General features: G+C 65.7%; 21 protein-coding genes. 7 read left to right on the plus strand and 14 right to left on the minus strand.

Annotated features, from left to right (window positions below; genetic code table 11):
- The first annotated feature begins 9 nt into the window (after positions 1 to 9).
- Both M3P36_RS01305 and M3P36_RS01310 read left to right on the plus strand, forming a co-directional pair.
- Entirely contained in the window at positions 10 to 723 is a 714-nt protein-coding gene (locus tag M3P36_RS01305; RefSeq protein ID WP_249698749.1) for an ABC transporter ATP-binding protein, read from the plus strand.
- Positions 723 to 1,919 (plus strand): ABC transporter permease, encoded by a 1,197-nt coding sequence (locus tag M3P36_RS01310; protein ID WP_249698762.1) that lies wholly within the window; start codon positions 723 to 725, stop codon positions 1,917 to 1,919. The genes M3P36_RS01305 and M3P36_RS01310 overlap by 1 nt, the downstream gene beginning before the upstream one ends.
- A 135-nt stretch (positions 1,920 to 2,054) precedes the next feature.
- On the opposite strand, the gene M3P36_RS01315 is transcribed toward M3P36_RS01310, so the two are convergent.
- Entirely contained in the window at positions 2,055 to 2,756 is a 702-nt protein-coding gene (locus tag M3P36_RS01315) for a pirin family protein (RefSeq protein WP_249698765.1), read from the minus strand.
- 135 nt (positions 2,757 to 2,891) lie between these two features.
- Here M3P36_RS01315 and M3P36_RS01320 point away from each other — a divergent pair, with 135 nt between their 5' ends.
- Entirely contained in the window at positions 2,892 to 3,038 is a 147-nt protein-coding gene (locus M3P36_RS01320; protein WP_249698767.1) for a hypothetical protein, read from the plus strand.
- Between the two features lie 3 nt (positions 3,039 to 3,041).
- Here M3P36_RS01320 and M3P36_RS01325 read toward each other — a convergent pair whose 3' ends face one another.
- A complete protein-coding gene (locus tag M3P36_RS01325) occupies positions 3,042 to 4,103 on the minus strand; it encodes a hypothetical protein (protein ID WP_249698769.1) in 1,062 nt (353 codons plus the stop codon).
- 240 nt (positions 4,104 to 4,343) lie between these two features.
- Between M3P36_RS01325 and M3P36_RS01330 the strand changes: the two genes are divergently transcribed.
- From M3P36_RS01330 to M3P36_RS01345, 4 genes are all read left to right on the plus strand, one after another.
- Positions 4,344 to 4,685 carry a MarR family winged helix-turn-helix transcriptional regulator gene (locus M3P36_RS01330; RefSeq protein ID WP_283773287.1) on the plus strand — a complete coding sequence of 114 codons (342 nt, stop codon included), beginning with the start codon at positions 4,344 to 4,346 and terminating at the stop codon, positions 4,683 to 4,685.
- A gap of 5 nt (positions 4,686 to 4,690) precedes the next feature.
- Positions 4,691 to 5,167, plus strand: a complete 477-nt coding sequence (locus M3P36_RS01335) for a MarR family winged helix-turn-helix transcriptional regulator (protein ID WP_249698770.1) — start codon at positions 4,691 to 4,693, stop codon at positions 5,165 to 5,167.
- A 64-nt stretch (positions 5,168 to 5,231) separates the two neighbouring features.
- A complete protein-coding gene (locus M3P36_RS01340) occupies positions 5,232 to 7,376 on the plus strand; it encodes a PQQ-dependent dehydrogenase, methanol/ethanol family (RefSeq protein ID WP_249698772.1) in 2,145 nt (714 codons plus the stop codon).
- Positions 7,377 to 7,387: 11 nt separating this feature from the next.
- A complete protein-coding gene (locus M3P36_RS01345; RefSeq protein WP_249698774.1) occupies positions 7,388 to 9,148 on the plus strand; it encodes a DUF8021 domain-containing protein in 1,761 nt (586 codons plus the stop codon).
- A gap of 9 nt (positions 9,149 to 9,157) precedes the next feature.
- Here the strand turns inward: M3P36_RS01345 and M3P36_RS01350 are convergent, their stop codons facing one another.
- From M3P36_RS01350 to M3P36_RS01405, 12 genes are all read right to left on the minus strand, one after another.
- Positions 9,158 to 9,937 carry a hypothetical protein gene (locus tag M3P36_RS01350; RefSeq protein WP_249698776.1) on the minus strand — a complete coding sequence of 260 codons (780 nt, stop codon included), beginning with the start codon at positions 9,935 to 9,937 and terminating at the stop codon, positions 9,158 to 9,160.
- On the minus strand, positions 9,937 to 11,511 hold the full coding sequence (locus M3P36_RS01355) for a hypothetical protein (protein WP_249698778.1): 1,575 nt from the start codon (positions 11,509 to 11,511) through the stop codon (positions 9,937 to 9,939). The genes M3P36_RS01350 and M3P36_RS01355 overlap by 1 nt, the downstream gene beginning before the upstream one ends.
- 3 nt (positions 11,512 to 11,514) lie before the next feature.
- Complete coding sequence (locus M3P36_RS01360) at positions 11,515 to 12,492, minus strand: alpha/beta hydrolase (protein WP_249698780.1); 978 nt, start codon at positions 12,490 to 12,492, stop codon at positions 11,515 to 11,517.
- A gap of 25 nt (positions 12,493 to 12,517) precedes the next feature.
- Entirely contained in the window at positions 12,518 to 14,230 is a 1,713-nt protein-coding gene (locus M3P36_RS01365) for a CocE/NonD family hydrolase (RefSeq protein ID WP_249698790.1), read from the minus strand.
- Between the two features lie 97 nt (positions 14,231 to 14,327).
- Positions 14,328 to 15,488 carry a CaiB/BaiF CoA transferase family protein gene (locus M3P36_RS01370; RefSeq protein WP_249698792.1) on the minus strand — a complete coding sequence of 387 codons (1,161 nt, stop codon included), beginning with the start codon at positions 15,486 to 15,488 and terminating at the stop codon, positions 14,328 to 14,330.
- The gene (gene dctP, locus M3P36_RS01375) at positions 15,485 to 16,513 is read right to left on the minus strand and encodes a TRAP transporter substrate-binding protein DctP (RefSeq protein WP_249698801.1); all 1,029 of its coding nucleotides are present in this window, start codon (positions 16,511 to 16,513) and stop codon (positions 15,485 to 15,487) included. The genes M3P36_RS01370 and dctP overlap by 4 nt, the downstream gene beginning before the upstream one ends.
- Positions 16,510 to 17,790: a 2-hydroxyacyl-CoA dehydratase subunit D gene (locus M3P36_RS01380; RefSeq protein WP_249699079.1), complete on the minus strand. Its 1,281-nt coding sequence runs from the start codon at positions 17,788 to 17,790 to the stop codon at positions 16,510 to 16,512. Before M3P36_RS01380 ends, dctP begins: the two co-directional genes overlap by 4 nt.
- Positions 17,791 to 17,792: 2 nt before the next feature.
- Positions 17,793 to 19,877 carry a CaiB/BaiF CoA-transferase family protein gene (locus M3P36_RS01385; RefSeq protein WP_249698804.1) on the minus strand — a complete coding sequence of 695 codons (2,085 nt, stop codon included), beginning with the start codon at positions 19,875 to 19,877 and terminating at the stop codon, positions 17,793 to 17,795.
- Complete coding sequence (locus M3P36_RS01390) at positions 19,874 to 20,752, minus strand: 2-hydroxyacyl-CoA dehydratase family protein (protein WP_249698814.1); 879 nt, start codon at positions 20,750 to 20,752, stop codon at positions 19,874 to 19,876. Before M3P36_RS01390 ends, M3P36_RS01385 begins: the two co-directional genes overlap by 4 nt.
- 2 nt (positions 20,753 to 20,754) lie before the next feature.
- Complete coding sequence (locus M3P36_RS01395; RefSeq protein WP_249698817.1) at positions 20,755 to 22,062, minus strand: TRAP transporter large permease; 1,308 nt, start codon at positions 22,060 to 22,062, stop codon at positions 20,755 to 20,757.
- On the minus strand, positions 22,059 to 22,511 hold the full coding sequence (locus M3P36_RS01400) for a TRAP transporter small permease (RefSeq protein WP_249698831.1): 453 nt from the start codon (positions 22,509 to 22,511) through the stop codon (positions 22,059 to 22,061). Before M3P36_RS01400 ends, M3P36_RS01395 begins: the two co-directional genes overlap by 4 nt.
- Positions 22,508 to 23,620 carry a CapA family protein gene (locus M3P36_RS01405; protein ID WP_249698835.1) on the minus strand — a complete coding sequence of 371 codons (1,113 nt, stop codon included), beginning with the start codon at positions 23,618 to 23,620 and terminating at the stop codon, positions 22,508 to 22,510. The genes M3P36_RS01400 and M3P36_RS01405 overlap by 4 nt, the downstream gene beginning before the upstream one ends.

Below are 23,620 nucleotides of genomic sequence, written 5' to 3' on the forward strand. Positions count from 1 at the left end.
GGCGCTGTAATGTCCGCCCCCATCATCGAGCTAAAAGGCATCACCAAGACCTTCGGCACCGGCACCGCCGCGTTCCAGGCGCTGAAGGGGGTGGACCTGTCGATCGAGCGCGGCGATTTCGTTGCGGTGATGGGGCCGTCGGGCTCGGGCAAGTCCACCACGATGAACATCCTGGGCTGCCTCGATGTACCCACCTCCGGCGTGTTCAAGTTCCTTGGCACACCGGTGCAGTCACTCGGCAAGGACGAACGCAGCCTGCTCAGGCGCCGCTATCTCGGCTTCGTGTTCCAGGGCTTCAACCTGCTGGCCCGCACCACTGCGGTCGAAAACGTGGAGCTGCCGCTGGTCTATCGCGGCATGGGCAAGGCAGCACGGCGCGAAGCGGCCATGCGCGCGCTCGACCGGGTGGGTCTTGGCCCCTGGGCAGGCCACACCCCGGCAGAGCTGTCGGGCGGGCAGCAGCAGCGCGTGGCGATCGCCCGCGCCCTCGTCACCGACCCCGAAGTGCTGCTGGCCGACGAACCTACCGGCAACCTCGATTCCGAACGGTCCGTGGAAATCATGAAGTTCCTGGCCGAACTGAACCGCACCGGCATCACCATCCTGATGGTCACGCATGAGCCTGAAATGGCCGCCTTTGCCAAGACCATCGTCCACTTCAAGGACGGGCTGGTGGAACGGATCGAGCGCGGGATGCTGGCCGACACAGGAGCACCCGCCTGATGTTCGGCACCACGCTCCTGCTCTCGTTCCGCGAGATCCGCCGCCACCTGATGCGCAGTTTCCTGACGACGCTGGGCATCATCATCGGCGTGGCGGCGGTCATCACCATGGTTTCCCTCGGCCGCAGCGTGACCGTGGATATCGAGGAGCAGATCAGCTCGCTCGGCTCCAACATGTTTTTCGTCTTCCCCATCCAGGGCGAACGCGGCCAGTTCCGCCCGTTCGATGAACAGGACGTGGTGGCCGTGCGCGAACAGATTGCCGGCGTGCAATCGGTGGCGGGCCAGGTCGAAGCCAATGTCGTGGCGATCTACAACGGGCAGGACTGGGAAACCAAGGTCGAGGGGGTTAACAACGAATTCCTCGATGCGCGCGGAATCAAGCTGGATGAAGGCCGCCTGTTCACCGAGGCCGAGATGGCAGCCGGTGGCAATGTCTGCATCATCGGCCCCACCGTGCGCGACGAAATTTTTCTCCCCAACGAAAGCCCGCTGGGTGAGCGGATGCGGCTCAACAACGTCAGCTGCCAGGTGATCGGCCAATTCGCCACCCGCGGCAGCGTGGGCGGCGGCGGGGATGACGACAATGCGGTGTTCATGCCGCTGACCAACGTGCAGCGCCGGTTCACCGGCAACGACAACATCGGCTACATGGCAGTCAGCTATGATAGCGCCTACGACAGTTCCACCATGACTTCCGCGCTGGTTGACCTGCTGCGCGAACGTCGGGTTCTGCTTGATGGCCAGGCCAACGATTTCGATATCGTCGATACCGCGGCGATCAATGAAACCGTGCAAGGCACGGTCGGCACGCTGACCCTGATGGTCGCCGCCATTGCCGCGATCAGCCTGGTAGTGGGCGGCGTGGGCATCATGAACATCATGCTCGTCAGCGTGACCGAACGCACGCGCGAGATCGGCATCCGCCTTGCCATCGGCGCCCTTGCGCGCGAGGTCCAGTTGCAGTTCCTGACAGAGGCCGTGGTGCTATGCTGCTTCGGTGGCCTGATGGGTATGCTGCTTGGCTTTGGCCTCTCCTATGGGCTGGCCGGCGCGCTGGGCTTCACCTTCGTGTTCGATCCGGCGATCAACATCCTGGCCTTCGTGGTGTCGGCGCTGATCGGCATCGTGTTCGGTTATTTCCCGGCTCGCCGGGCCAGCCAGCTCGACCCAATCGAGGCCCTGCGGCACGAGTAGGAGATCGAATTTCCCCATTCATGGGGAGGGAGACCAAGCATGGCATGGTGGTGGAAGCTCGCCACAAACCCAGCATTTGCTCGAAAGCCCCCTCCACCACCCTGCGGGCGGTCCCCCTCCCCGTTCCGGGGAGGATTATCTCGTATCTACCAGCACCAGTTCGGCATCCTCGATCGCAGTCACGGTCAATGTGGCGATATCGGCCAGCGCCGCGCCATCGCGGGTGTTCACGACCTCGCCTTCGATCTCGACCTTGCCGGTGGCGGGCACGAGGTAGCCCTTGCGGCCACCAAGGTCGTATTCCACGCTGTCGCCCGCCTTCACCGTGGCCCCCAGCACGCGGGCATCGGCATTGATCCGCAGCGCATCGGCATCCTCCGCCTCGTCGCGCCCGCTGGCCAGCACGACGAAGCGACCGTCACGCGCCTCCTTGGGAAAGGCCTTCTCACCCCAGCGCGGCGCGATGCCCTTGCGATCGGCCATGATCCACAACTGGAAGCTGAGCAGGTCCTCGTCCTCCATGTTGTATTCGGCGTGGGTAATGCCGGTCCCTGCGCTCATCACTTGGACATCGCCTGCGACCGTGCGACCTGAATTGCCAAGCGAATCGCGGTGGCTGATCGCGCCTTTGCGGACATAGGTGATGATTTCCATGTCCTGGTGCGGGTGTGGCGGAAAGCCCGAGCGGGTGGCGATCACATCGTCGTTCCACACGCGCAACGCGCCCCAGTTCATCCGCCGCTGGTCGAAATAATCGGCGAAGGAGAAGTGGAAATTGGCCTTGAGCCAGCCGTGGTCGGCCTTGCCCAGGGTTTCGAAGCGGCGGATATCGATCATGGGTTGTGCTCCTGTGTTACAGGAAAACATGGGGATCGAACCGCGCATATTGAAGAGCGCGGGAAGCCTGGTGGCGGCCAGCTTGACTCTGGCGGGCCATCTGGCAATCTCGCTCCGCTGTTGGAGAGCGAGCCGATGAACGATCGACCCGACCGGACGAGGAATGCCGCCCAGGACTGCTCTCACACAGATGCGGAGTCGCGCGACCCCATGCGCATCGTTCTGGCCATCATCGGCATCCTGGGCGCAGGCGCCGTGCTGGCCATGAACATCGCCGACTGAGGGTTAGCGCGTTACCGTATCTCGCACCCATTCGGCCGGATCGGACGGGTTCTGCAATTCGCCGACAAACCGCTCCGAGGTGGTCAGGATGTAATTGCGCACCACGCTGTTGCCTTCGTGGCAGGCATATTCAAACATCCCGTAATCGTCGTCGCGCGTCCACGGGAAGGCCAGGGTGAATGGCGCAGTCAGGACCACCGGGTCGGTGATGGTGGCTTCATAGAAGATCGTGTCCGGCCCGACCGGGGTAAGCCGCTCCACCACTGTTTGCGCGGTACTGGTGGGTATGGGCTTGTTTCCGGGGCCGACGATGTTCAGCGGCGTATCCCCTGTCAGGTTGGTGGTGTGGATGACCAGGGTATCGCCCTGCCATTCCCCCCACGAACTGCCGAGGTACTGGCGCATGTGTGCAGGCAGAGTTGGTCCGCTGCGGATCGGTATGATGCGGGTTTCATGCACGATCTCCAGGCTCAGCACCACATAGCCGGGTGACTGGAACACGCGGATGCCGTTGTTGTAGGGAAAGGGCGTCATCGAACTGGGCAATCCGCGTGACAGGCACCGGTCGAGCGAGTTGAAATCCTCGATCCGGTTGAACTGCAGGACGTTCCAGCTCGATCGCATGGCAGCGGACATGCTCTCGCCTTCCTCGGTCAGCGGCGGGAAGCGGCCATTGGCGGGGGTCATGATGAGCGAGGTCTGCCGGAGCGGCGTGCCCCATTCGAACCAGTGGCCCGAGCCGATCTCGTCGCTCTGGTCCTCCTGGTCGTATCCGGCGGCTACGGCCTCGGCCTGGGCCATGGCGGCAGCAAATTCCTCGTCCGTCAGATAGGCCCTGTCGCCCAGCTCCACGGCCCGTTCGACAGTGGTGCGCCCCACCCGATCGAGCGGCCACGTGCCGCGCAGGTCCGGATCGCCCCAGGCCGTGCGCGGAGCCTGCCAGCCTTGCGAGCCGACAGAAGCCCCGGCCATCTCCGCCAGCACCCGCGGATCGTCTTGCGCCATGGCGGCAAAAGTGGGTGCCAGGATCAGTGCTGCAGCGGCGAGCAGGTGACGGGTTTTCATCGCAGGCGTCTCCCAACGCAAAGTCATTCTGTGGGCCGACGCAGGCAAGGCCCTTGCGGCCATCGGTTCATCCGATCATAGCCTTGCGGCAGGATTGGCCAAGTCCGATCTCGATCGAACGCAAGCAAGGGAGCAGGTGCGCTGGACTGGGGTATTCTTGATGGATCGGTCGGCCCGCGCGTACGGCTGCTGAGGAACGCGCTCAATTCCGCTTCGCTGGCAGCTTCCGAACCGTTCGGACTGCCGACCGGCTCGCTCACGGTGATGGCCCTGGTGGCGGCCAATCCGGGCAGCTCGCAGGCTGAGCTTGCCGCCATGGCCGGGATCACGGGGCCGAGCCTTGTCGGTCTGCTCGACGAGCTGGAACGGCGCGGACTGGTGGGCCGCACCCGCGACAAGGTGGACCGGCGGCGCAACATGCTCGCCCTGACGGCAGAGGGCACCGAAATGATGGGGCGCATGTTCACCACGGTCTCCCCCATCGAAGCGCCAATCCGTGCAGCTCTGGGAGACAGCGGCCTTGCCGAGTTGACCGACCTGCTCGACCGCGCCATCGCTGCTCTGGAAAACGAGGCCAGATAGCAGCCATGACACGCAGCGCATTCGAAACCTACCGGGCAGGCGAGACCACGCCGGACATCGGCGTGATGGTCAAGCTGGTGCTGACAGTGCGCGGGTTTCGGGGGCAGCTGGACGAACGGCTGCGCCGCATCGGGCAGAGCGTCAGCCGCATGGAGACGCTGGCCGCGATCATGAATATGCCCGATCCCAAATCACAAAGTGATGTCGCCCGACGGTTGCGGGTGGAGGGGGCCACCGTCACCCGCATGATTGACATCCTGAGCAAGGAAGGCCTGGTCGAGCGGGCACCCGACCCGGGTGACCGGCGGGTAAACCTGCTTTCCATCACTCGGGCGGGCGAGACAGTGCTGGAAGAAATATTCGGTGTTTACGATAGCTTCCGCGAGCATGTGCTGTCACGGCTGGAAGCGGGCGACCGGGAGGAAATGCACCGCCTGCTAGACCTGATGCTGGAAGCAATCGACAACCCTCCCGGCGAATGACCCCCTTGTGCCGCATGGCGCTTTCGCGTTACCTGTCCGCCGGGAAATTGGGAGAGTTTCTAACGTGAGGGGTTTCGTCAGCCGGGCCATTGCCGGTGCCATATCTGCAGGCCTGCTGCTGGCGTCCTGTGCACCGTCGTCAACGCGAGTCGAATCCACCCCGAACGCAGCGCAGGCCGGTCCGGCCTCGGTCGATACCGCCCGCATGCTGGCCACCGAAGACCCCGCAAATATCGGCAACTGGATGAGCCATGGCCGCAACTGGGGCGAGGACCGGTTCAGCCCCCTGACCCAGATCAACGATGGCAATGTCAGCCAGCTCGGCCTCGCCTGGTTCGACGATCTGGAAACCATGCGCGGGGTCCAGGCTACTCCGCTGGTGGTCGATGGTGTGCTCTATAACGAGAGCATCTACAACATCGTCACGGCATACAACGCAGCCACCGGCGCAAAGCTGTGGACTTATGATCCCCAGGTCGGCCCCGAATGGGCGCGGCTGGCCTGCTGCGGCCCATCCAGCCGGGGCATCGCCGCGTGGGGGGGCAAGATTTTTATTGCCGCGCTCGACGGGCGGCTGATCGCGGTCGATGCGGCCAGTGGCGCGGAAGTGTGGTCCGTCCAGACCTTCGACCGGGCCGAAGCCTATTCCATAACCGGCGCACCGCGGGTCTATGATGGCCGCGTGGTGATCGGCAATGGCGGCGCGGACTATGGCGTGCGCGGTTTTGTCGCCGCATTCGATGCCGGGACCGGCGAGCAGTTGTGGAAGTTCTACACCGTGCCCGGCAATCCCGCCGACGGCCCCGATGGCGAGGCTTCGGACAGCGCCATGGAGATTGCCCTGCCCACCTGGCACGGTGAGTGGTGGCGCTATGGCGGCGGCGGTACGGCCTGGGATGCCTTCGCCTATGACCCGGAATTGAACCTCGTGTATATCGGCACCGGAAATGGCACGCCGCACATGTGGCATTTCCGCAGCGAAGGACGCGGCGACAACCTGTTCCTGTGCTCAATCGTGGCGGTTGATGCGGCGAGCGGCGCCTACAAATGGCACTACCAGATGGTGCCCGAGGAGGACTGGGACTACACCTGCACCCAGCCGATGATCACCGCCGACCTGGAGATTGGCGGGCGGACCCGGCAGGTCATCATGCAGGCTCCCAAGAATGGCTTTTTCTATGTCATCGACCGCGCCACCGGCGAACTGCTGAGCGCGGAAAACTATGTCTCGGTCAACACCTGGGCAAGCCACATCGACATGGCCACCGGCCGCCCGGTGCTGCAACCCGGCGCGCACAACACCACTACGCCGCACCTGATGAGCCCGAGCTGGCTCGCCGCCCACACCTGGCATCCAATGGCATTCAGCCCGCTGACGGGCCTGGTTTACCTGTCCGCGCAGGAACAGGGCGATGTCTATGCCCGGGCCGAGGATGGCGACTTCAACTATGTCCACCACCGCAGCAATTCGGGCCAGCAGCGGCGCAACATGCCGGAACTGCGCGCGCAACTGATGGAACAGGCGCGGGTAGAGGAGAAAGGCTATCTCCTCGCCTGGAACCCGGTGACGCAGAGCGAGGCATGGCGTGTGCCCTATCGCGTGCCAGGATCGGGCGGTGTGCTGGCCACGGCGGGCAACCTCGTGATCCAGGGCACGATCGACCAGACGCTGGCGATCTATGCCGCCGACACCGGTGCCAAGCTGTGGGAAATGCACATCGACCAGGCTCCGGTGGCAGGCCCTATCACCTACATGGTCGATGGCGTGCAATATATCGCCATCAACGCCGGGTGGGGCGGGTCGCCGGTCTACAACCTCGGACCATTCCAGACCTCGACGGCCAAGCTGCTGGTGTTCCGCCTGGGCGCAACCGGTGTCACCCTGCCGCCTCCGCCGCCCCCCACGGCCCTGCCCCGTCCGCCATTCCTCACCGCGACCGAGGACGTGATTGCGCGTGGCCGCGAGCTGTACGGCGAAAGCTGCGCCCGCTGCCACGGCCCCAACGCCGTGGGCGGGATGAAAGACCTGCGCTGGATGACTGCCGAGTCCCGCGCCCAGTTCGCCGATATCGTGCTGCGCGGGACCATGGCGGACCGCGGAATGATAGGTTTCGCCGGACAGTTGAGCGAGGACGACACCGCCGCCATCCACGCCTTCCTTATCGCCCGTGCCAACGAAGACTTTGCTGACGCTTCGGCCCACCCCTGAGGAATTTGCCCATGAGACTGTTCCGCACCGCAATCTCCGCCCTGGCGCTTGCCGCTGCCCTCCCCACCGCCGCCCTCGCCCAGGCTCCGGGCGAACCGAGCGCAGTGCTCGATACCTCGTGCCTCTACGATTGCCTGATCGCAGCAGTGCGCGGGCACATGACGGCGCTGGAAGCGCGCAACTATGCCAACCTGCCGCTCGCCGCCGATGTCATGTTCACCGAGAACAACGTGGTGCTGCCGGTGGGCCAGGGCTTGTGGCGGACTGTCGTCGAAGTCGATGACAACGGCCTTGCCGTGGCCGACGAGACCACCGGCCATGCCGCCTGGTTCGGCTCTGTCCGCGAGAACGGCCATGCCGCCTTCTATGCCGTGCGCATCCACGTGGAAGGCGGCCTGATCGACGAGATCGAGAGCGTCGTCCACCGCCGCACCAGCCTTCCCGCGCCGTTTGGCGACTGGGAGAACATGGAGCATTTCGCCGAGTTCTACGAAGTGCTGCCGGAAGAAGAACGCCGCCCGCGCGAACGGATGCTGGCCATTGCCGATGCCTATTTCGACACGGTCGAACTGAACGACGGACAGGTCTTCGCGCCCTTCTCCGAAGATTGCAGCCGCCTCGAAAACGGCATTTCCACCACTGCCCCCGAACCCGGTGCCCAGGCCAGCGCGGCCAACATCGCCAGCGGCTGCCGCGAACAGTTCGAGCTGGGCATCTACAAGATCAACAAGCGGGTGCGCCGCGTCCTGCCGCTGGTGGACGAATATCGCGGCGTGGTGGTGGGCAGCGGCTTCTTCGACCATGCCAACGAATGGGACCGTTACCTGCTGACCGATGGCCGCGAGATGCGCACCGCCCTGAAGTGGCCCAATTCGATCACGCTGCTGGAAGCCTTTCGCATCCGCGATGCCGAAATCCAGCGGATCGAGGCGACCTTCACCTATGTGCCCTATTTCATGCACAACCCGTTCTGGGGGGAAGCCGCCCCCATGCCGCGTTTTGCGCCAGACCCGGCCGCTTGCAATGATGCCTGCCTAACGGGCCTCGCCATGTCGGTTGCCAGCGCTATGCCGGGCAACAACTGGCAGCAAGTCAACTGGGCGGAAACAGTCGGCTATTCGGAAAATTCGGTCGGCATCCGTGTGGGCGAATCCATCTGGCGGGGGATTACCGCGATCGACACAGACCCGCTGGTGGTTGCCGACGCCGAAACCGGCAAGGCCGTATGGATCGGCCGGATCGAAGAGCACGGCCAGCCCGCCTGGGCCGCCTTTACCGTGGCCGCCGATGGCGACGCGGTTGGCAGCATCGACGCGCTGATCCGCCGCAGCAACTATGGCCCGCCCTATGTCGATCCGGTTTCGGCCACCGACTTTGACCGCCTCCCCGCCGCGCGCCGCACGCCCCGCGCGGCGATGATCGCGGGCGCGGGCAGGTTCATGGCCGCGATCGACGCCAACGTGGCTCCCGAAGGACTGCTGGACGAAAACTGCAACTGGCTGGTCAACGGCCTCGACGTGGGCGGCTGCGCCGGTTCGTTCGGCAGCCCGCCGCTCGCCCGGATCGAAGCTGTGCGCGACCGGCAGGTGCTGGCAGCCGACGAGGAGCGGGGCCTGGTGGCCGTGCGCTTCTTTGAGGACATTCCCGCCACCAATGGCGAAGGCTATCCGATGACCACCCAGGTGGTCGAACTCTACCGCTTCGAAGGCGGGAGGATCACGCGGGTGGAGGCCTTCACCAGCGAGCTGCCCTACGGCATGCGCCCGCGCTGATCCGGCGGCTTAGGGATAGACGGTGATCGCCACCTTGCGGTCCCGCCAGTCACCCGGCTCGGCGCTTTCGTCGACCACGGTTTCGATCCGCTCGACCGTGGGGATGAGGCCGTTGAACATGCCGGCGATCTCGCGCGCGCGGCGGGCGGCAAGGCCGGGCTGCTCTTCCAGCACCGTGCCATCGGACAGGCGCACGGCGGCGCGGTGGCCGGTGACTTCGATCCGCGAGGCACCGATCGCTGAGGCATAGTCCAGCACCGCGCCCAGGGCATTGGGCGTCTTGAAGTTGACCGATGTCTCGAATGGGAAATGCACATCGAAAGTACGGGCAACAAACGGCGGCTCGGGCGGCGGTGGTGGAACGGGCGATCCGACCGGGGCGAAGGCCAGCCGCCCACCGCTCGGCCCCGGAGGACGCGGCGGCTCGAAGCCGAGTTCATAGCGTTCTTCGGCCATCAGCACGGTGTTACACTCGGGTGAAAGCTCGGGCATGACCGACACCCTCACATCATCAAGCACCAGACCGCCGCAGATCCGCTCACCCGCCTTTGGCGCGCCTTCGACCAGCGCCAAGTGCCCCAGCCACGGCGGATTGAATTCGGCCGAAACATCGGTCTGGATACCGAGGTAGTAGAGTTCGCCGCCATACTCGCTCAACCAGCACGGCACGCTGCTGGTATCGCGCACGATCGGGCAGGCAACAAAGGTCAGGCGGTCCTGCGCTGCCGCCGTGGCGGGCAGTGCCAGTGCGGCGAGGGTAAGAGCGCTCGTGGCAAGGCTCCGCGCCATCATAGGCTCCCCAGGAAATTGGCGAGATCAGTGCGTTCCTGCCGGGTGTACTGGATGTTGTAACGGCGGTCATAGAAGTCCACGATCTCGTCGATATCCGTGGCGGAGCCATTGGAGAAATAGGGCGCGCGCGCCGCCAACCCGCGGAACTGCTGCATCACGATGGCCCCCACGTCATAGCATTTGCCCGAGACGAGCGCCCGGCCCGGATCCTGGGTATAGAACACCCGGCCAAGGAACGGATGGGGCGCCACGTCGGCGTGGCAGGTGATCTTGAACAGCGGCATCAGCTCCTGTTCGTCATTCCACGGATTGAGCGGCACTTCACGCGCCCAGGGCAGGTTGGTGGTGCCGATGTCCATCCAACCGTTGACCGTGTCGAGCCCGGTCATGTGCATCCCGTGGCAAGTGGAACAGGTCCGCTTGGTCGGGTTGCCCAGCCCCACCGTGTTGAGATGCATCGAATCGCGGATCCAGAAGGTCCGGAAGTGGAAGAGCTGCTGCCCGCGGAAGATCGAAGCGCGCATGGCGTTCTGGGCCTCGCTCAAGCTAGCTTGAGGTTCGGCCCATGCGGGATCGACCGGGAAGACCCAGCGTGTGGTGTTGTTGCCGAGCACGCCGACATCCCCTGCCGCCAGGTTCTGCGGTCCGAAGGCCTTGCCGCCCTCGCCCAGCAACAGGCTGCCCGCGCCGGTGTAGGCTGCCTGCGCCGCGAACAGTTGGCGTTCGAAGCGGTTGATCTGGTCATGCTGCTCTGCCGTCAGCGCAGCAGCCATCTGCAGGTGCGCCGAGGCTGCGTCATCTGCCTGGGTTGCCAGGGTCGGCACTCGGGCATCGGCCATCAGGTTCATGCTGACCGGCTGGCCGGTGGCAGGATCGCGCAGGGTCGGCTCGCCCGTCTTGCCAACGAACGGCCCGACGCCGAAATTGGTGTGGGTCACATAGGGCAGGTTCGCCACCACGCGCGGGCGGCGATAGACCGAGATGGCGGGATTGGCACTGGCGAGGCCATACTCGGGGTCGAGATTGCAGGTGCCGGGATCGCGCACCACTTCGATATCGAATTCCGGTTCGATCGTACCTTCACCGAACGGGTTTTTCGGCGGCCAGGGCATAGCGATGCGGAACAGTCCACGTTGCAGCAGCAGCGAGTGCGATGCCTCCACCCCCTGCGGCAGGCTAGGGCAGTTGGAACCGTCTATGGCGGCAAAGATCGGATCGGTCCCGGCTGTGTCCTCCCACCGTTCGCGGATGGACTGGAGCGACAGGCTCATCCCGTCGGCGGGCTGGTGACACGATACGCAGCCGCGCCCGTTGGGGCCCAGCGGCTCGAAGAAGGCATGGCCCGCCGTGTTGAAGGCGCCATCGGCATTGAACAGCGCCAGGCTGCCGTGATCGTTGGCATATTCGAGGTGTTGCGGGAAATGCCGGGGTTCGCCCGGGCTCCACCAGTCGCGCCGCTCGGGCATGCTCTCTTGGCCAGACTGCTGGGCGGTTACGGCCGACCATGATCCGGCGGCCAGCAGGGCTGCTCCAGCCACCCCGAGGACTGATCGGCCGAAAAGTCCCCTCACTTGTCAGAACCCCTTGTGTTCAATCGTCCAGTCCGTGCCTGCACACAGGCGGCAGTTGTCGCCGAGGAAAGTTCGGCCCGCAACCTCGTCGCCGCGCAACTGCCATTCCAGCCAGTCCACCGCGACATGGGCCACGGCCCCGCCCATCGGCTGGCTGTACGTGCCGCCGTGGCCAACCGGCAGGTCGGCCAGCACGATCGGTACATTGCTGACCCGCGCGAAATCGTCGGTCCCGTTGGGATAGGCCACGTCGCCCGGCCCGCCGAGGATATAGATCACCGGCTGGTGGAAATTGCGCAGCATGTCCTTCGACACGCTGTACCCGCGGATTGGGCTGTTCTGGTCGTTGTAGATGCCGCTGTTGTGGATCAGCACGGTATCGATGCGCGGATCGGCGGCAACCTCGATCGCCTGCAACCCGCCGCATGAATGGCCCGCCACGGCGGCCCGCCGGGCATCGACCCGGCCATGGAAGCGGCTTTCAGGATCACGACCCTGGGCAATCGCCCAGTCGAGCCCGGCAATCACGTCGGCCGCAGTGGTGGCTGGTGGCGGCAGGCCTCCGCCCGGTTCGGGCGCACGCTGCGGTGCCGGACCATGGGTTGCGCCCGGGCCGCTGCGCCAGTGACCCGCAGCCACCACCAGGTAGCCATAGGAGGCGATCTGCGCGAGGTGGAAGCGGTGCGCCGTGCCATCATCGGCGCAGCCCCCGTTGCCCCAAACGACGACCGGCAGCTTGCCGCCACCGAAAGGCGTCAGGTCCGCAGGGCGGTAGATCACGTGGCCGGGCAGCGAGGGATCTTCCTCCACCGTGGCGGGGTATGGCCCGTCGCCCGGCGTGTTGGGGATGCGATTGCGTTCTTCCGCCGCAGCGCGCATCGCGGCAGGATCGGGCGGGCCATCCTGGGACAGAGCGGGGCCGGCAAGGTCTGCCACCATGGCAAGGGCGGCAACCGGCAGGATCAGGCGCTTCAAATCCATCACGTTCTCTCCCCGTTCAATCGAACTATCGCACCAATGGCAAGTCTATCCGCGATCCGCCAAGCCAGCCCTGCACCACGGTAATCTCCGGCGCGGGATCCTCGCGGATTTCCGCGAGGTTGCGCTGGCGCGGATCGGCTCCGGTGACCACGAAGCGCAGGCGCGATCCCGCCGCAACGCGGCGCGACAAGGGCTGCATGGCGATGGCCAGATGGCCGGTTTCACCCACGGTCAGCGGCGCGACATCGAAGGCGCGGCCGGAATGCCACGGCATCCCCAGCGTATCCCACGGCGCTTCGGACACGGCGCGGTGCGAGATCATCAGACGGCCGAACGACAAGACCTCTACCGTGCCGTCTGCGAGCACTTCCTCCAGATAAACGAACACGTTGGCATCGGGCCGGTCGAGCTTCACGGCCAGGTGCGCCACGGGATAACCGGCCAGGTCGAACGGCTGGGCCACCGGGGCCGTGGCATAGGCCAGGCCCCGCTCGGCCAGCGAGGGCGGCCAGAAGGCGAAATAGGCATCGTCCATCACGTCATAGTCGACGGTGAAGGTGCTCGCCCCCTCGCCGCCGGGAACAGGTGCCAGCGCCAGCCCGCCATCTTCCGCCGAACCGCCAAGGTAATAGCTGAGCGTATCGCGCGCCGCCCCTGGACGATCATTGCCGCGGACATACTCGCCCTCGCCCCCGCCGGTGTGCCGCCACCAGGTGACGCGCGGGGCCTGGGCCTCGCCATTATCGGCACCCTTCAGGTGGTGGTCGAAATAGCGCGTGATCTCACCGGTGAAATCGAAGCCTGCAGGTGTCTGGCAATGGCTGCCCGGCCCGACCAGCAGGCGGCTGCCGAGATTTTCGGCCGCCACAATCACCTGGGCGGTCGGTTCATCCTGCCAGTTGCTCCAGAAATAGGTCGCGATGCCGGCGTCGCGGATGGTGTCGGCATAGCGCCACATCGCCACCTCGTCCCAGAAGGCATTTCCGGTGAGCGGGGAAACGCTGTCGCGGTAGGGCATGCCATACCACAGCGCGGCCATCGGCGTGTTGGCGGCGTGCTGGGCCACGGCGGCGCGCAGCAGTTCGCCGTTCGGGTCTGCATCGACCGGAACGCTGGCGAGATCGTCGGACAGGGGCTCGTCGGGCCGCGTGTTGAACTGGGCGGTGATGCCGCCCTGACGCACGAACTCATACTTGTCCCAGTCGGTCGCCCCCACGAACACCGCCCGCAGCGATGGCGGCGCAGTGCTGGCCGTGTGCATCACCGACCCGCCGAGGTAGGAACAACCGATCATGCCGACAGCGCCGCTGGAAAACGGCTGGGCGGCCAGCCATTCGACCAGGTCATGCCCGTCCATCGCTTCGGTCCGGTCCTGGAAGCCCCGGCGTGACCCGAAGGATGCTCCCTTGCCACGGATATCGGCCACGGCCACCACATAGCCCGCCCGGATCAGGCTGCGCAGAGCCAGCCCGTCACCCAGAGCGGTTTCCTGCACGTTGCCCTCGGCATCGGTGAAGCGGGCGCGATAGGGGGTGAAGGCGAAGACCACCGGCAACCGGTCGGTCTCCACGCCCGAAGCATCGGCGGGGCGGTAGATATTGACCGCCAGCCGCGTGCCATCGCGCACCGGCACATAGAGCGATTGCCGCTCGAATTCGGGATAGTCCTGCGCGCGGGCCGGCAGGGCGATGAGGCACAAGGCGGCGAGCGCCATCAGCAGGCGGGTGGGAAATCTCATGGCTATCCTCTCCGGGTGGCAGTTCACTGCTTTATCGCGTGTGCTTCAATCGAATTTTGTCCGACAAGATTGTTCACAATCCGCGGGCCGTCCGCAATCACCCCTCGTCGGACGCCAGCCAGTCGAGGATTTCGACGCGGTTCTGGTCGATCCTGGGCGGCGGCTCGGTGGTGCCGGGACAGCCCGGCTCCATGCGGAAACCGGCATTCGGCACGGCGATCCGCCCTGTTCCCGGCATGTCCTCCAGCGCAATATCGAGCAGGCCCGCCGGGCTGCACAGTTCGACCGCCTCGTCCACCCGCCGGATCATGCCACAGGGAATACCTGCCTCGCTGAGTTCGCGTTCCCACTCGACCGCCGGGCGTGTGGCGAAAATTGCACGCAGCTGGTCCGACATCGCGGCAAAATTCGCCCGCCTGAGGTCGGCCGTGGCAAAGCGTTCATCGGTCAGCCAGTCGGGCCGCCCGAGCAGCTTCGCCAGGGCCGCGAACTGGTTGTCCTGCACCACGCCCAGCGAGATGTGCCGCGCGTCTGCGGTCTCGAAAAGGCCGGCGGTCGGCAGCTCGGAATAGCCGGTATTGCCCAGCCGCTGCAGCGCCTTGCCGGTGACGAGGTATGGCGTAAGCGCCGAAGTCATGAAGGCCATCGAGGCATCGAGCATGGACACGTCGATGAAAGCTCCCTCGCCCGTCCGCGCCTTTTGCATCAGTGCGCCAAGGATTGCCACGGCGGCGGTCTGGCCGGTCAGGGTATCGACAATGGGAAAGCCCACGCGGACCGGCGGATCGCCTTCCGCGCCGCTCAGCAACATCATGCCGCTGGTCGCCTGGATGATATTGTCGATCGCCGGCCAGTCGCGCTGCGGGCCTTCCTGGCCATAGCCGGACACCGAACAGAACACGATATCGGGCTTCAGTTCGCGCACCACGTCATAACCGAGACCCAGCCGGGAAATCACGCCGGGGCGAAAGTTTTCCAGCAGCACATCGCTGCGGGCCACGATCTGGCGGGCAATCTCCAGCTCCTCCGGATCCTTCAGGTCGAGCGCGATGCTCTTCTTGCCGACATTGGCGGCAATGAAGGCGGGCGCCATGCCATCGAAATCGCGGTTGGAACCATAGTTGCGGAACTGGTCGCCCTTGCGCGTTTCGATCTTGATGACTTCTGCTCCCATCAGCCGCAGCAAGTGGCTGGCAAAGGGGCCGGCCATGACATGGCTGAAATCGGCAATGCGGATCCCCGCAAGCGGCTGGGTCACGAAATGTCTCCACAATCGACCTGGTCACGGCCGGTAACAGTTGAACGGGCGAACTGGAACGCAGCCAGGCCGTCGATCCCGAAACGCGACAGGCGGCGGGCATTTTCCTCGCCATCGCGCAGATAGAGCGCGTCGAACGCCTGCTGGTCCTCGGCGCTGGCCTGGGCATAGACGATCCTGCCTTCGCCCGCTTCGCGCCCGACAGCTTCGGAGGCGCGGATTTCCTCGGCCAGGGCGGCTTCCCACACGGCCGTGCTGCGTTCGAGCAGGGCGCGGTCGGCGGGCGACAGCGTGTTCCACCGGTCCTCGCCCATGGCGCGCGCAGGATAGGCACCACGCGGGATCTTTATCTCGTAGTAGTACTTCGCCACTTCCGCGAAGTGCAGCGCGCGGAAGGTGTCGGTCGGGGCCACCACACCGTCGAGCACGCCCTTGGCCAGCGCGGAATAGGTATCGCCCATCGGCATGTTGACCGGGTCTGCCCCCAGGTTGCGCAGCACCGGCATCAGTTCGGTCGGTGCACGGATGCGCAGGCCGCGCAGGTCTTCCAGGCTGTGCACCGGGCGGTTGCGGGTGAGCACGCCCGGCAGCAGTCCGCCCTGCACCGCCAGCACCTTCAGCCCCGCCAGTTCCTTGCCGATCTGGTCGATGTTGGCTTCCATGCAGCGATAGAGCGCGACCTGCGTCTCCACGCTGTCGGCACCGCTGTAGAAGCCGGTATGGATGCGCAGCAGGTGCGTTCCGCCGCGGACATAAATGGGCGTGATCAGGCCGATATCGGCCACGCCGTGGCGCAGTTCCTCCATCGACATGTCGGCCGACAGCAACTTGCCCGACCAGATCGGCCGGATACGCAGAGTGCCGTCGGATTCAGCCTCGACCCAGTCAATCCAGCGCTGGTCGGCCCGGCTGAAAGGGTGGGTCGGCGGATACGGGGTGGCATAGCTGAGTTCTGTCACGCCTTCGGGGATCGGGCGCGAGCAGGCCGCCAGCAGCAGCAGGCAGATGAGGGCGAACAGTCTCACGTGAGCCCCCGCTGTTCGAGGAAATCCGCCACCATCCCGACCATCTTGTCATGATCCCAGATCTTGGCATCGACCATGTCGGCATCGATCATCAGCACGGGGACACCGGCCTGTTCCAGCGCCAGCGCGGTCAGCTTGTTGCCCGATTGCGACAGGCGGTTGTCGGGCGGCAGCAGGATGACCACCGCGTCAATGCCGCAGCGTTCCGCTTCCGAAACCATCCAGCCGCTCATCCACGGCGGGAGGTGCAGTGTCTCGTTCATGCTGGCGACGCGGCTGGCCAGCGCCTCCATCGGGCTGCCCTGCAGCTCGCGGATATAGGCCGGGCCGGCAAAGGGCATGTACATCGACCAGACAAACACCGCGCCGAGCTTTTCCTCCAGCGACTGATAGAACCCCGGATCGTGCCACACGCCCGCGCCGATCCACATCAGCCGCAGCTTTTCGTTGGTCGAAGCGCCCTCGCCCGCGGCAATCTTCTCCAGCACCTGGTCGCGGAACTTTTTCGCATGGGCAACGGCCCAGTCGGAGCCCCGGTGCCATTGCGGGATCATGGTATTGGGCATCTGTTCGGCGATCGAGACCGGGCACGGCCGGGCATTGCCGATCGCTTGCGCGGCTTCCCAGATATAGCCTTCCTGCACGTTGATCTGTTCCATCAGGTGGTGGAACTTCGCCTCGTCGAACTTTCGTCCGGTGCGGTTTTCCAGCAGGGCGATCAGGTCGTGCATCTCGCGCACCATCAGGGCGATGCGGTCGGGCTGGTACACCCGCCGCCAGTCATCGCGCGCGTGGAGGAACCAGTCGGGGTCCTTGTCGGTCCAGGCAGGCGCTTCCATCGGGAAGAACTCGCTGCCCAGCGCTTCTGCCCACAGGCCGAACACCTGCTGGATGCAGTCGCAGGTCAGCCGCGCCACCAGTACGGTCGGTTGCGGCAGGCCGCCCCACGGTGCGCGCTCGGGATCGTTCGCCAGGGTGCAGGCCAGGCCGAGCGAGCAGTATTTGCAGCTGTTTTCCGGAAAACCCTTGGCGGTCATCGCATCGAAGTATTCAGCCGAAAGCTGCTTGGCCGAGATATAGGCCGACCACCACTGGTTGGTGACGATGGGAATATCCATCGCGTGGAACAGCTCGTGCGGGGTATCGGCCTGGACGATGGCATAGGGCTCGCGGTCTTCCACCACGCGGCGGCGCAGTTCCGCACCGAACGCCTTCTGGTAGGCGGTCGCCTCGGCCGTGCAGGCCAGCGTTTTGCGGCTGCGCTGGTTGGCGGTCACGCTCAATGGAATACTCCTTCGCCATCGAGGCGTTCGACTTCGTCCTGCGACAGGTCACAGATGCGGCGCGCGACCTGGAAGCTGTGTTCGCCCATGCCCGGCGCGCGGAACGGGGCCAGTGTATCGTGCGAGAAGCGCATCGGCGTGGCCATGTGGCCGAAGGGCCCCAGCACCTGGTGTTCCAGCATGACCAGCGCCTCGCGGGCGGCAATCTGCGGGTCGTTCTCCATCAGGTCCGCGCAATCCTGCAATGCGCCTGCGGCAATCCCCGCGGCCTGCAATTGCTCGGCAATGGCCTTGTCCTCGCGGGTGGATGTCCAGGCGGCGATATCCGGCCCGGTGATAGCTTCGAGCGCCGCGCGCTGGTCCGCGTCTGCCAGGCTGATCGCCACCCAGCGGTCATCGCCAGCGGCGGGGAACACGTCCTGGAACCACACCGCCGGGTCGGCATTGCCGGACCGCAGCGGCCGCTCGCCGCTTTTCGCAAGTGCAAGGTAGTCGCGCATCTGCTGGACGCAGATCTCGTACATGCTGGCGTCGATATGGCACCCGCGCCCGGTCTCGCGCCGGTATTGCAGCGCGGCGGCGACATGGCCCGCCATGACGAAGGGCACGATCACGTCACCATAGGGGACCGCGCCGGGGATCACCGGATTGCCGTCGCGGAACCCGGTCAGGAAGGTGCGGCCCGACAGTGCGCCGCCGGTGCCGTCCACGCCCCATTCCTGCGCCAGTGGCCCGGTCTGGCCGAAAACGCTGCCCGAGACCATGACCACGCCGGGATTGCGCTGCGACAGGCTGTCATAATCCAGCCCCAGCTTAGCCATCGTGCCGGGCGAGAAGTTCTCCACCACCACATCGGCCCAGTCGACCAGCGGATCGATCAGCTTGCGCGATCCGGGTTGCTTGAGATTGAGGGTGAGCGATTTCTTCGACGTGTTGAGATGCGCGAACCACGGCTTGTCATCCAGACTCTTGGCCGTGGAAGCCGATACCTGCACGTCCATGCGCGACAGGTCCGGGCGGCTGCGGCTCTCGATCTTGACCACTTCGGCGCCCAGGTCACCCAGCGTCTTGGTGGTGATCGAGCCGACCAGTGCCCAGGCGAAATCGAGCACTTTCACGCCTGACAGGGGCCCGGGCCGCTCGCCGGTATGGATGGCGGGAGCCGCACCCTGGCGGCCTTCGCGGATCACGGCAAATCGTTCGGGCAGGCCATCGGGCGCGTCGAGGAAACCGCGAGCCTTCAGGTGCTGGTCGGCCAGCACATCCGCCGGTTCGTTTACCACGCAGGCATTGATCCCCCGGCGGCGGCCCTCGGTGGCGATCTCGGCCTTGGTGCGGCTGGCGAAGAACGCCGCTATCGCGGCCTGCCACACAGCACGCGTTTCGGCAGGCAGGGTGGATCGGTTGTAGGCCAGCCAGTCCACATCGCGCATCGGGTTGTCGAACCCGGCCTCGTCCATCCAGGCGGACAGCGCGGCATTGGCAGGCGCGCCCAGCCGTCCGGTCATCAGCGCATGGAAGCACCAGCCATCGGCCAGTTGCCAGATAACTTGCACCGTCACCTTGCCGTAATTGATGCAGCCGCCCGCGCGATCAAGGCTGCGGTGGTCGAACTGCCAGACCAGCACGCCGTTTACGTTGCGGCTCATTGCCACCTGCTGGATCGACACGTCCACGTGCTGGCCCTGCCCATGGGTGCCGCGGGCATGGTGAGCCGCCATGGCCCCTGCGCCTGCCACCATGTCGGCATGGAAGGTACAGGCATCGCCCGCTTCCTTCACCGGCTTCTGCCCCGGCTCGCCCGTCAGTCGGAGCGTCCCGCCCATGGCCGAGGCAACCAGTTCGCCGCCCTTCCAGTGCGAACGCGGCCCGCCAGAGCCGAACGGCGTGACCGAAACATGGATCGCGTCGGCACCAATGGGCAAGTCCGCGCACGCCTCCTGCCCCAGGTCGTCGATCACGAAGCTGGCGCCTTCGACCGAGCCGCTCAGCTCCGCGCCGAGCGAGGCAAGATAGCGGGCAAGCGGGCGATCGGCCATCTGGCCCAGCACGGCCACGCGGTGTCCGGTGAGCGGCTTCATGGGGTGATCTCCGAAAGGAATGCGGTAATTTCAGCGGCAGCGCCATCGCGCGCCAGCCAGTCGCGGCGGGTCAGGACCAGTGCCGGCACGCCCGCTTCATCGAGCGCACGGCGTTCGGCCGGGAGGTGCCAGCACTGTGCCTCCTCCTCCTCGATCCGCCACAGGACCACGGCACTCGCACTGCAAGCATCGATGGCGGCGCGCAGGCGGGTTGCCGGATCGGCAAAGCTGCGCGAGCCGCTTTGCCGCGCGTGCATTCCGCGGGCGATAGCCAGCGCAGGGTCGCCGCTTGCCTCGGCCACCGGCTCGCCCAGATCGGCCCAGTCCTCGGCCAGCGTCCGTCCAACCGGCACGAAGCCCTGTGCGGCGATGGCGCGGTGCAGGCGGTCATCCGGCGGCGGGGTTCCGGCAAGCAGGCAGCGCTTGCCATCGGCCAGGGCGGGAACGCTATCCCGGCGCTGGTTGGTGGCCACGATCGCCGCTTCCAGCGCCTCGTCACCCACGCCAAGACGCTGCGCGAGTTTGCGCACTGCGTCTGCCGTGCGATCCACACTGCTGGCGCGGGGGATCTTGGCAATGTCGCAGATCAGCGGTTCCGGCCCTGCCAGCAGCCCGCGCCGCTGCAATTCGCAGATGTAGTAATAGAGCCGCTGCGAGGTATCGTCGGCCCGGCTGAACAACACCGCCTCCAGCCCATCATAGGCATGTTCCGCCCAACCTTCGACCACCGCGAAGGCCCAGGGGGCGAACTTGCTTTCGACCCATTGTAGCGCCTGCGGCGTCTCGCGCTCCGGATCGAACGCAATGGGCCCAGCGTGGCACGCGGCGGCCAGCAGCACTTCATGGGGCAGGTCGGGGCCGGCAATCGCAATCAAGGTCAGTTCCCCAGTACGCCGGGCAACCACAGGATGATTGCCGGGAACAGGATCAGGAGGAGCAAGTGGACCGCGTCACTTGCGAGGAAGGGCAGCACGCCCCGGAAAATCCGGTCGATGCCGACATTCTTGGCCACGCCTTGCATGATATAGAGGTTCATCCCCAGCGGCGGGGTGAGGAAGCCTACTTCCATGGCCCGCACGAGGAACACGCCGAACCAGATGGCGGAAAGGCCGGTGCCTTCGACAATCGGCAGCAGGATCGGGGTCATCAGCAGCATCAGGCCAAGCCCGTCGAGCACGGTGCCCAGCAGCAGCAGGATTACGGCCACCAGGACCAGGGTCCAGAACGTGCCGAGGCCCATCGCGGAAACGAGATTCCCCGCCGCATCGGCCAGGCCGGTCACGCCGACGAAGGCGGAGAACAGCAGCGCGCCGATGATGATCAGGAAGATCAGCCCGCTGGTCCGCAGGGTTTCGCTGAAAGCATGGAACAGCGTTTCGCGCGTCAGCTTGCCGCGCAGCGCAGCGATCAGCAGTGCACCCGCTGCGCCGATGGCGGCCGCCTCTGACGGACTGACCCAGCCCGAAGCGATGCCGCCGATCACCAGCAGGACCAGCGCAACGATGTCCCAGATCCTGCCCAGCGCGCGCCAGCGTTCTGGCCAGCCAGCCCGTTCGCCCGCAGGCGCAAGGCCGGGGGTCAGGCGCACCATTATGAAGATCACGATCGCATAGAATAGCGCCTGGGTCAGGCCGGGGATGATCGCGGCGGTGAACAACTCGCCGATGCTGGTTTCGGCTATGATGCCGAACACGATCAGCGCGCCCGATGGCGGAATCATCTGGCCCAGGGTGCCGCCCGCTGCGATGGTGGCGGTGGACAGCCGGTCATCGTAACCGCGCTTCTTCATTTCGGGATAGGCAACCAGACCGACAGTGGCCGTGGTCGCCAGGCTCGACCCGTTGATCGCGCCGAAGCCGGCACAGCCCGCGACCGAGGCATAGGCCAATCCGCCGCGCCGGTGCCCGACCAGTTTGGCCGCCGCATCGAACATGTCGCGGCTGGCATCGATGGAAAAGAAGATGTGCGCCATGAACAGGAACAGCGGCAGGGTGCCCAATTCATAGCGGGTCAGGGTGTCGATGGCGATCACCCCGCCCTTGATGACCGCCGCTTCAAGGCCCAGCACCACGGCAAGGCCGCCAAGGCCAACCAGACCCAGGACGGCGCCGATGCGCCCGCCTGCCAGCAGCAGGACCAGCAAGAGGAGGATGCCGACAAGGCCGGTTTCGGGTGTCGCCATCATGGCCGGTCACCCTTTACCACACGCCAGGCCAGGATGGCCGCAGATGCCAGCAGGCAGCCATTGGCCACCATCCGCATCGCTGCCCATGGAATGCCCAGCCACTCGCTCTGTTCATGGCCATGCCACAAGTCGATGGCGAGCCAGCCGGACCCGACCAGCAGGGCGAGAAGGAAAGTCATGGTAAGAAAGTTCGACATCCGGTCGGCCACGTCACGCGCCCGCGGTGCCAGGCGATCGACCACCAGGCGCACCCGCGCGTGCGAACGCTCCAGTGTAGCGATCACGATGCCCAGCCCGCTTGCCAGCACGATCAGTGCCTGCATCACCTCGATCGAGCCGGTGAACGGCAGGCCCACGTTGCGGCCGATCACCGCCACGGTGTCCACCAGGGTGGCGGCCAGCAGGGCCAGCCCGCCGATCCAGATCACGATAGTCCAACCCTTGCTCAAGCCACCTGCTCCACTCGTCCGTCGTCTTCGATGCGGATTGGTGGCAGGCCGGCTGCCACAGTGATCCGTTCGACATAATCAGCTATCGCCCGTGCGGCGGCCCCTTGGGCCAATACCGGACGACCCGGCGCTTCGACATGGACGGGAATGATCCCGGCTTCCACCTTTGCATCCTCGCCGATGCGCAGGCGACCGATGAAGGCATTGACCGCTTCTGGATGAAACGGGGCAAGGGTATAGGCCGGATCGGGCTCGAAGCCGAACATCTCGCGCCGCTTCTTCGCCCATTCGGCGCGCACGGCGTGGTCCTGTCCGGGACTGAGCGCGGAGGTTACCACGCAGCCGTTGCCCAGCCCGTGGAAGATCGGGCGATCCTTGTGGAACGATATCCCGCGCACGATGTGCGCATGGTGCGCCACCACCGCATCGGCCCCGCTGTCGATGGCGGCGCGCGCTGCTTCCATTTCGTAGTTCTCGATGCGGACGGGCGTATGGACCGTGCCCTGGTGCAGCGCCACGATGACGAAATCCGCTTGGCGACGGGCCTTGGTGATGTCCTCCTCCAGGATCTCGAGAGCTGCCGAAGCAAGGCTCCCGAGATCCGCCCTTGGAGACACCGGCGACCCGCTTCTCGTCTCCACGGGGAGGAAGGCGCAGCCCGCGCTGGCTTGGCCAGCCCAGGCAAATTCCGGTCCCACGCAATTGTAGCTTAGCAAGGCGATGCCCCAGCCCCCCGCCTCGGCCACCGCGATCTTGCGGGCGTGGGCGATATCGCGGCCAGCTCCGCTGTGGAGCACGGCGCAGGCATCGAGCAGGGCCACGGTTTGGGCAATTCCATCCGGCCCGCAATCGGCAATGTGGTTTCCCGCGAGGCTGACCATGCCGAACCCCGCCCGCGCGATGGCCGCCACGTTTTCCGGCGGCGCACCGGGTGCAGGAACGTCGCCTTCGGCTTCGGTCCTGCACCGGGTATGCGGCACTTCGAGATGGCCAATGGCCAGGTGGCTGTCACGCAAGGCCGGAGCGATGCCTGAAAGCCAGTGGTCGGGATCAGGCTCGTCCAGAACCAGGTCGCCGGTCAGCAGCACTTCGGTAAAATTGCCTGGCAC

It is taken from the genome of Altererythrobacter sp. KTW20L (genome assembly GCF_023501975.1).
GTDB lineage: Bacteria > Pseudomonadota > Alphaproteobacteria > Sphingomonadales > Sphingomonadaceae > Alteraurantiacibacter.

Excerpts from the sequence above, each read along its gene's own strand:
- M3P36_RS01345 (WP_249698774.1), top strand. The coding sequence starts at position 7,388 with ATGAGACTGTTCCGCACCGCAATCTCCGCCCTGGCGCTTGCCGCTGCC.
- M3P36_RS01305 (WP_249698749.1), top strand. The coding sequence starts at position 10 with ATGTCCGCCCCCATCATCGAGCTAAAAGGCATCACCAAGACCTTCGGC.
- M3P36_RS01385 (WP_249698804.1), bottom strand. The coding sequence starts at position 19,877 with ATGAAGCCGCTCACCGGACACCGCGTGGCCGTGCTGGGCCAGATGGCC.
- M3P36_RS01395 (WP_249698817.1), bottom strand. The coding sequence starts at position 22,062 with ATGATGGCGACACCCGAAACCGGCCTTGTCGGCATCCTCCTCTTGCTG.
- M3P36_RS01315 (WP_249698765.1), bottom strand. The coding sequence starts at position 2,756 with ATGATCGATATCCGCCGCTTCGAAACCCTGGGCAAGGCCGACCACGGC.
- M3P36_RS01320 (WP_249698767.1), top strand. The coding sequence starts at position 2,892 with ATGAACGATCGACCCGACCGGACGAGGAATGCCGCCCAGGACTGCTCT.
- M3P36_RS01310 (WP_249698762.1), top strand. The coding sequence starts at position 723 with ATGTTCGGCACCACGCTCCTGCTCTCGTTCCGCGAGATCCGCCGCCAC.
- M3P36_RS01325 (WP_249698769.1), bottom strand. The coding sequence starts at position 4,103 with ATGAAAACCCGTCACCTGCTCGCCGCTGCAGCACTGATCCTGGCACCC.
- M3P36_RS01360 (WP_249698780.1), bottom strand. The coding sequence starts at position 12,492 with ATGGATTTGAAGCGCCTGATCCTGCCGGTTGCCGCCCTTGCCATGGTG.
- M3P36_RS01335 (WP_249698770.1), top strand. The coding sequence starts at position 4,691 with ATGACACGCAGCGCATTCGAAACCTACCGGGCAGGCGAGACCACGCCG.
- M3P36_RS01350 (WP_249698776.1), bottom strand. The coding sequence starts at position 9,937 with ATGGCGCGGAGCCTTGCCACGAGCGCTCTTACCCTCGCCGCACTGGCA.
- M3P36_RS01365 (WP_249698790.1), bottom strand. The coding sequence starts at position 14,230 with ATGAGATTTCCCACCCGCCTGCTGATGGCGCTCGCCGCCTTGTGCCTC.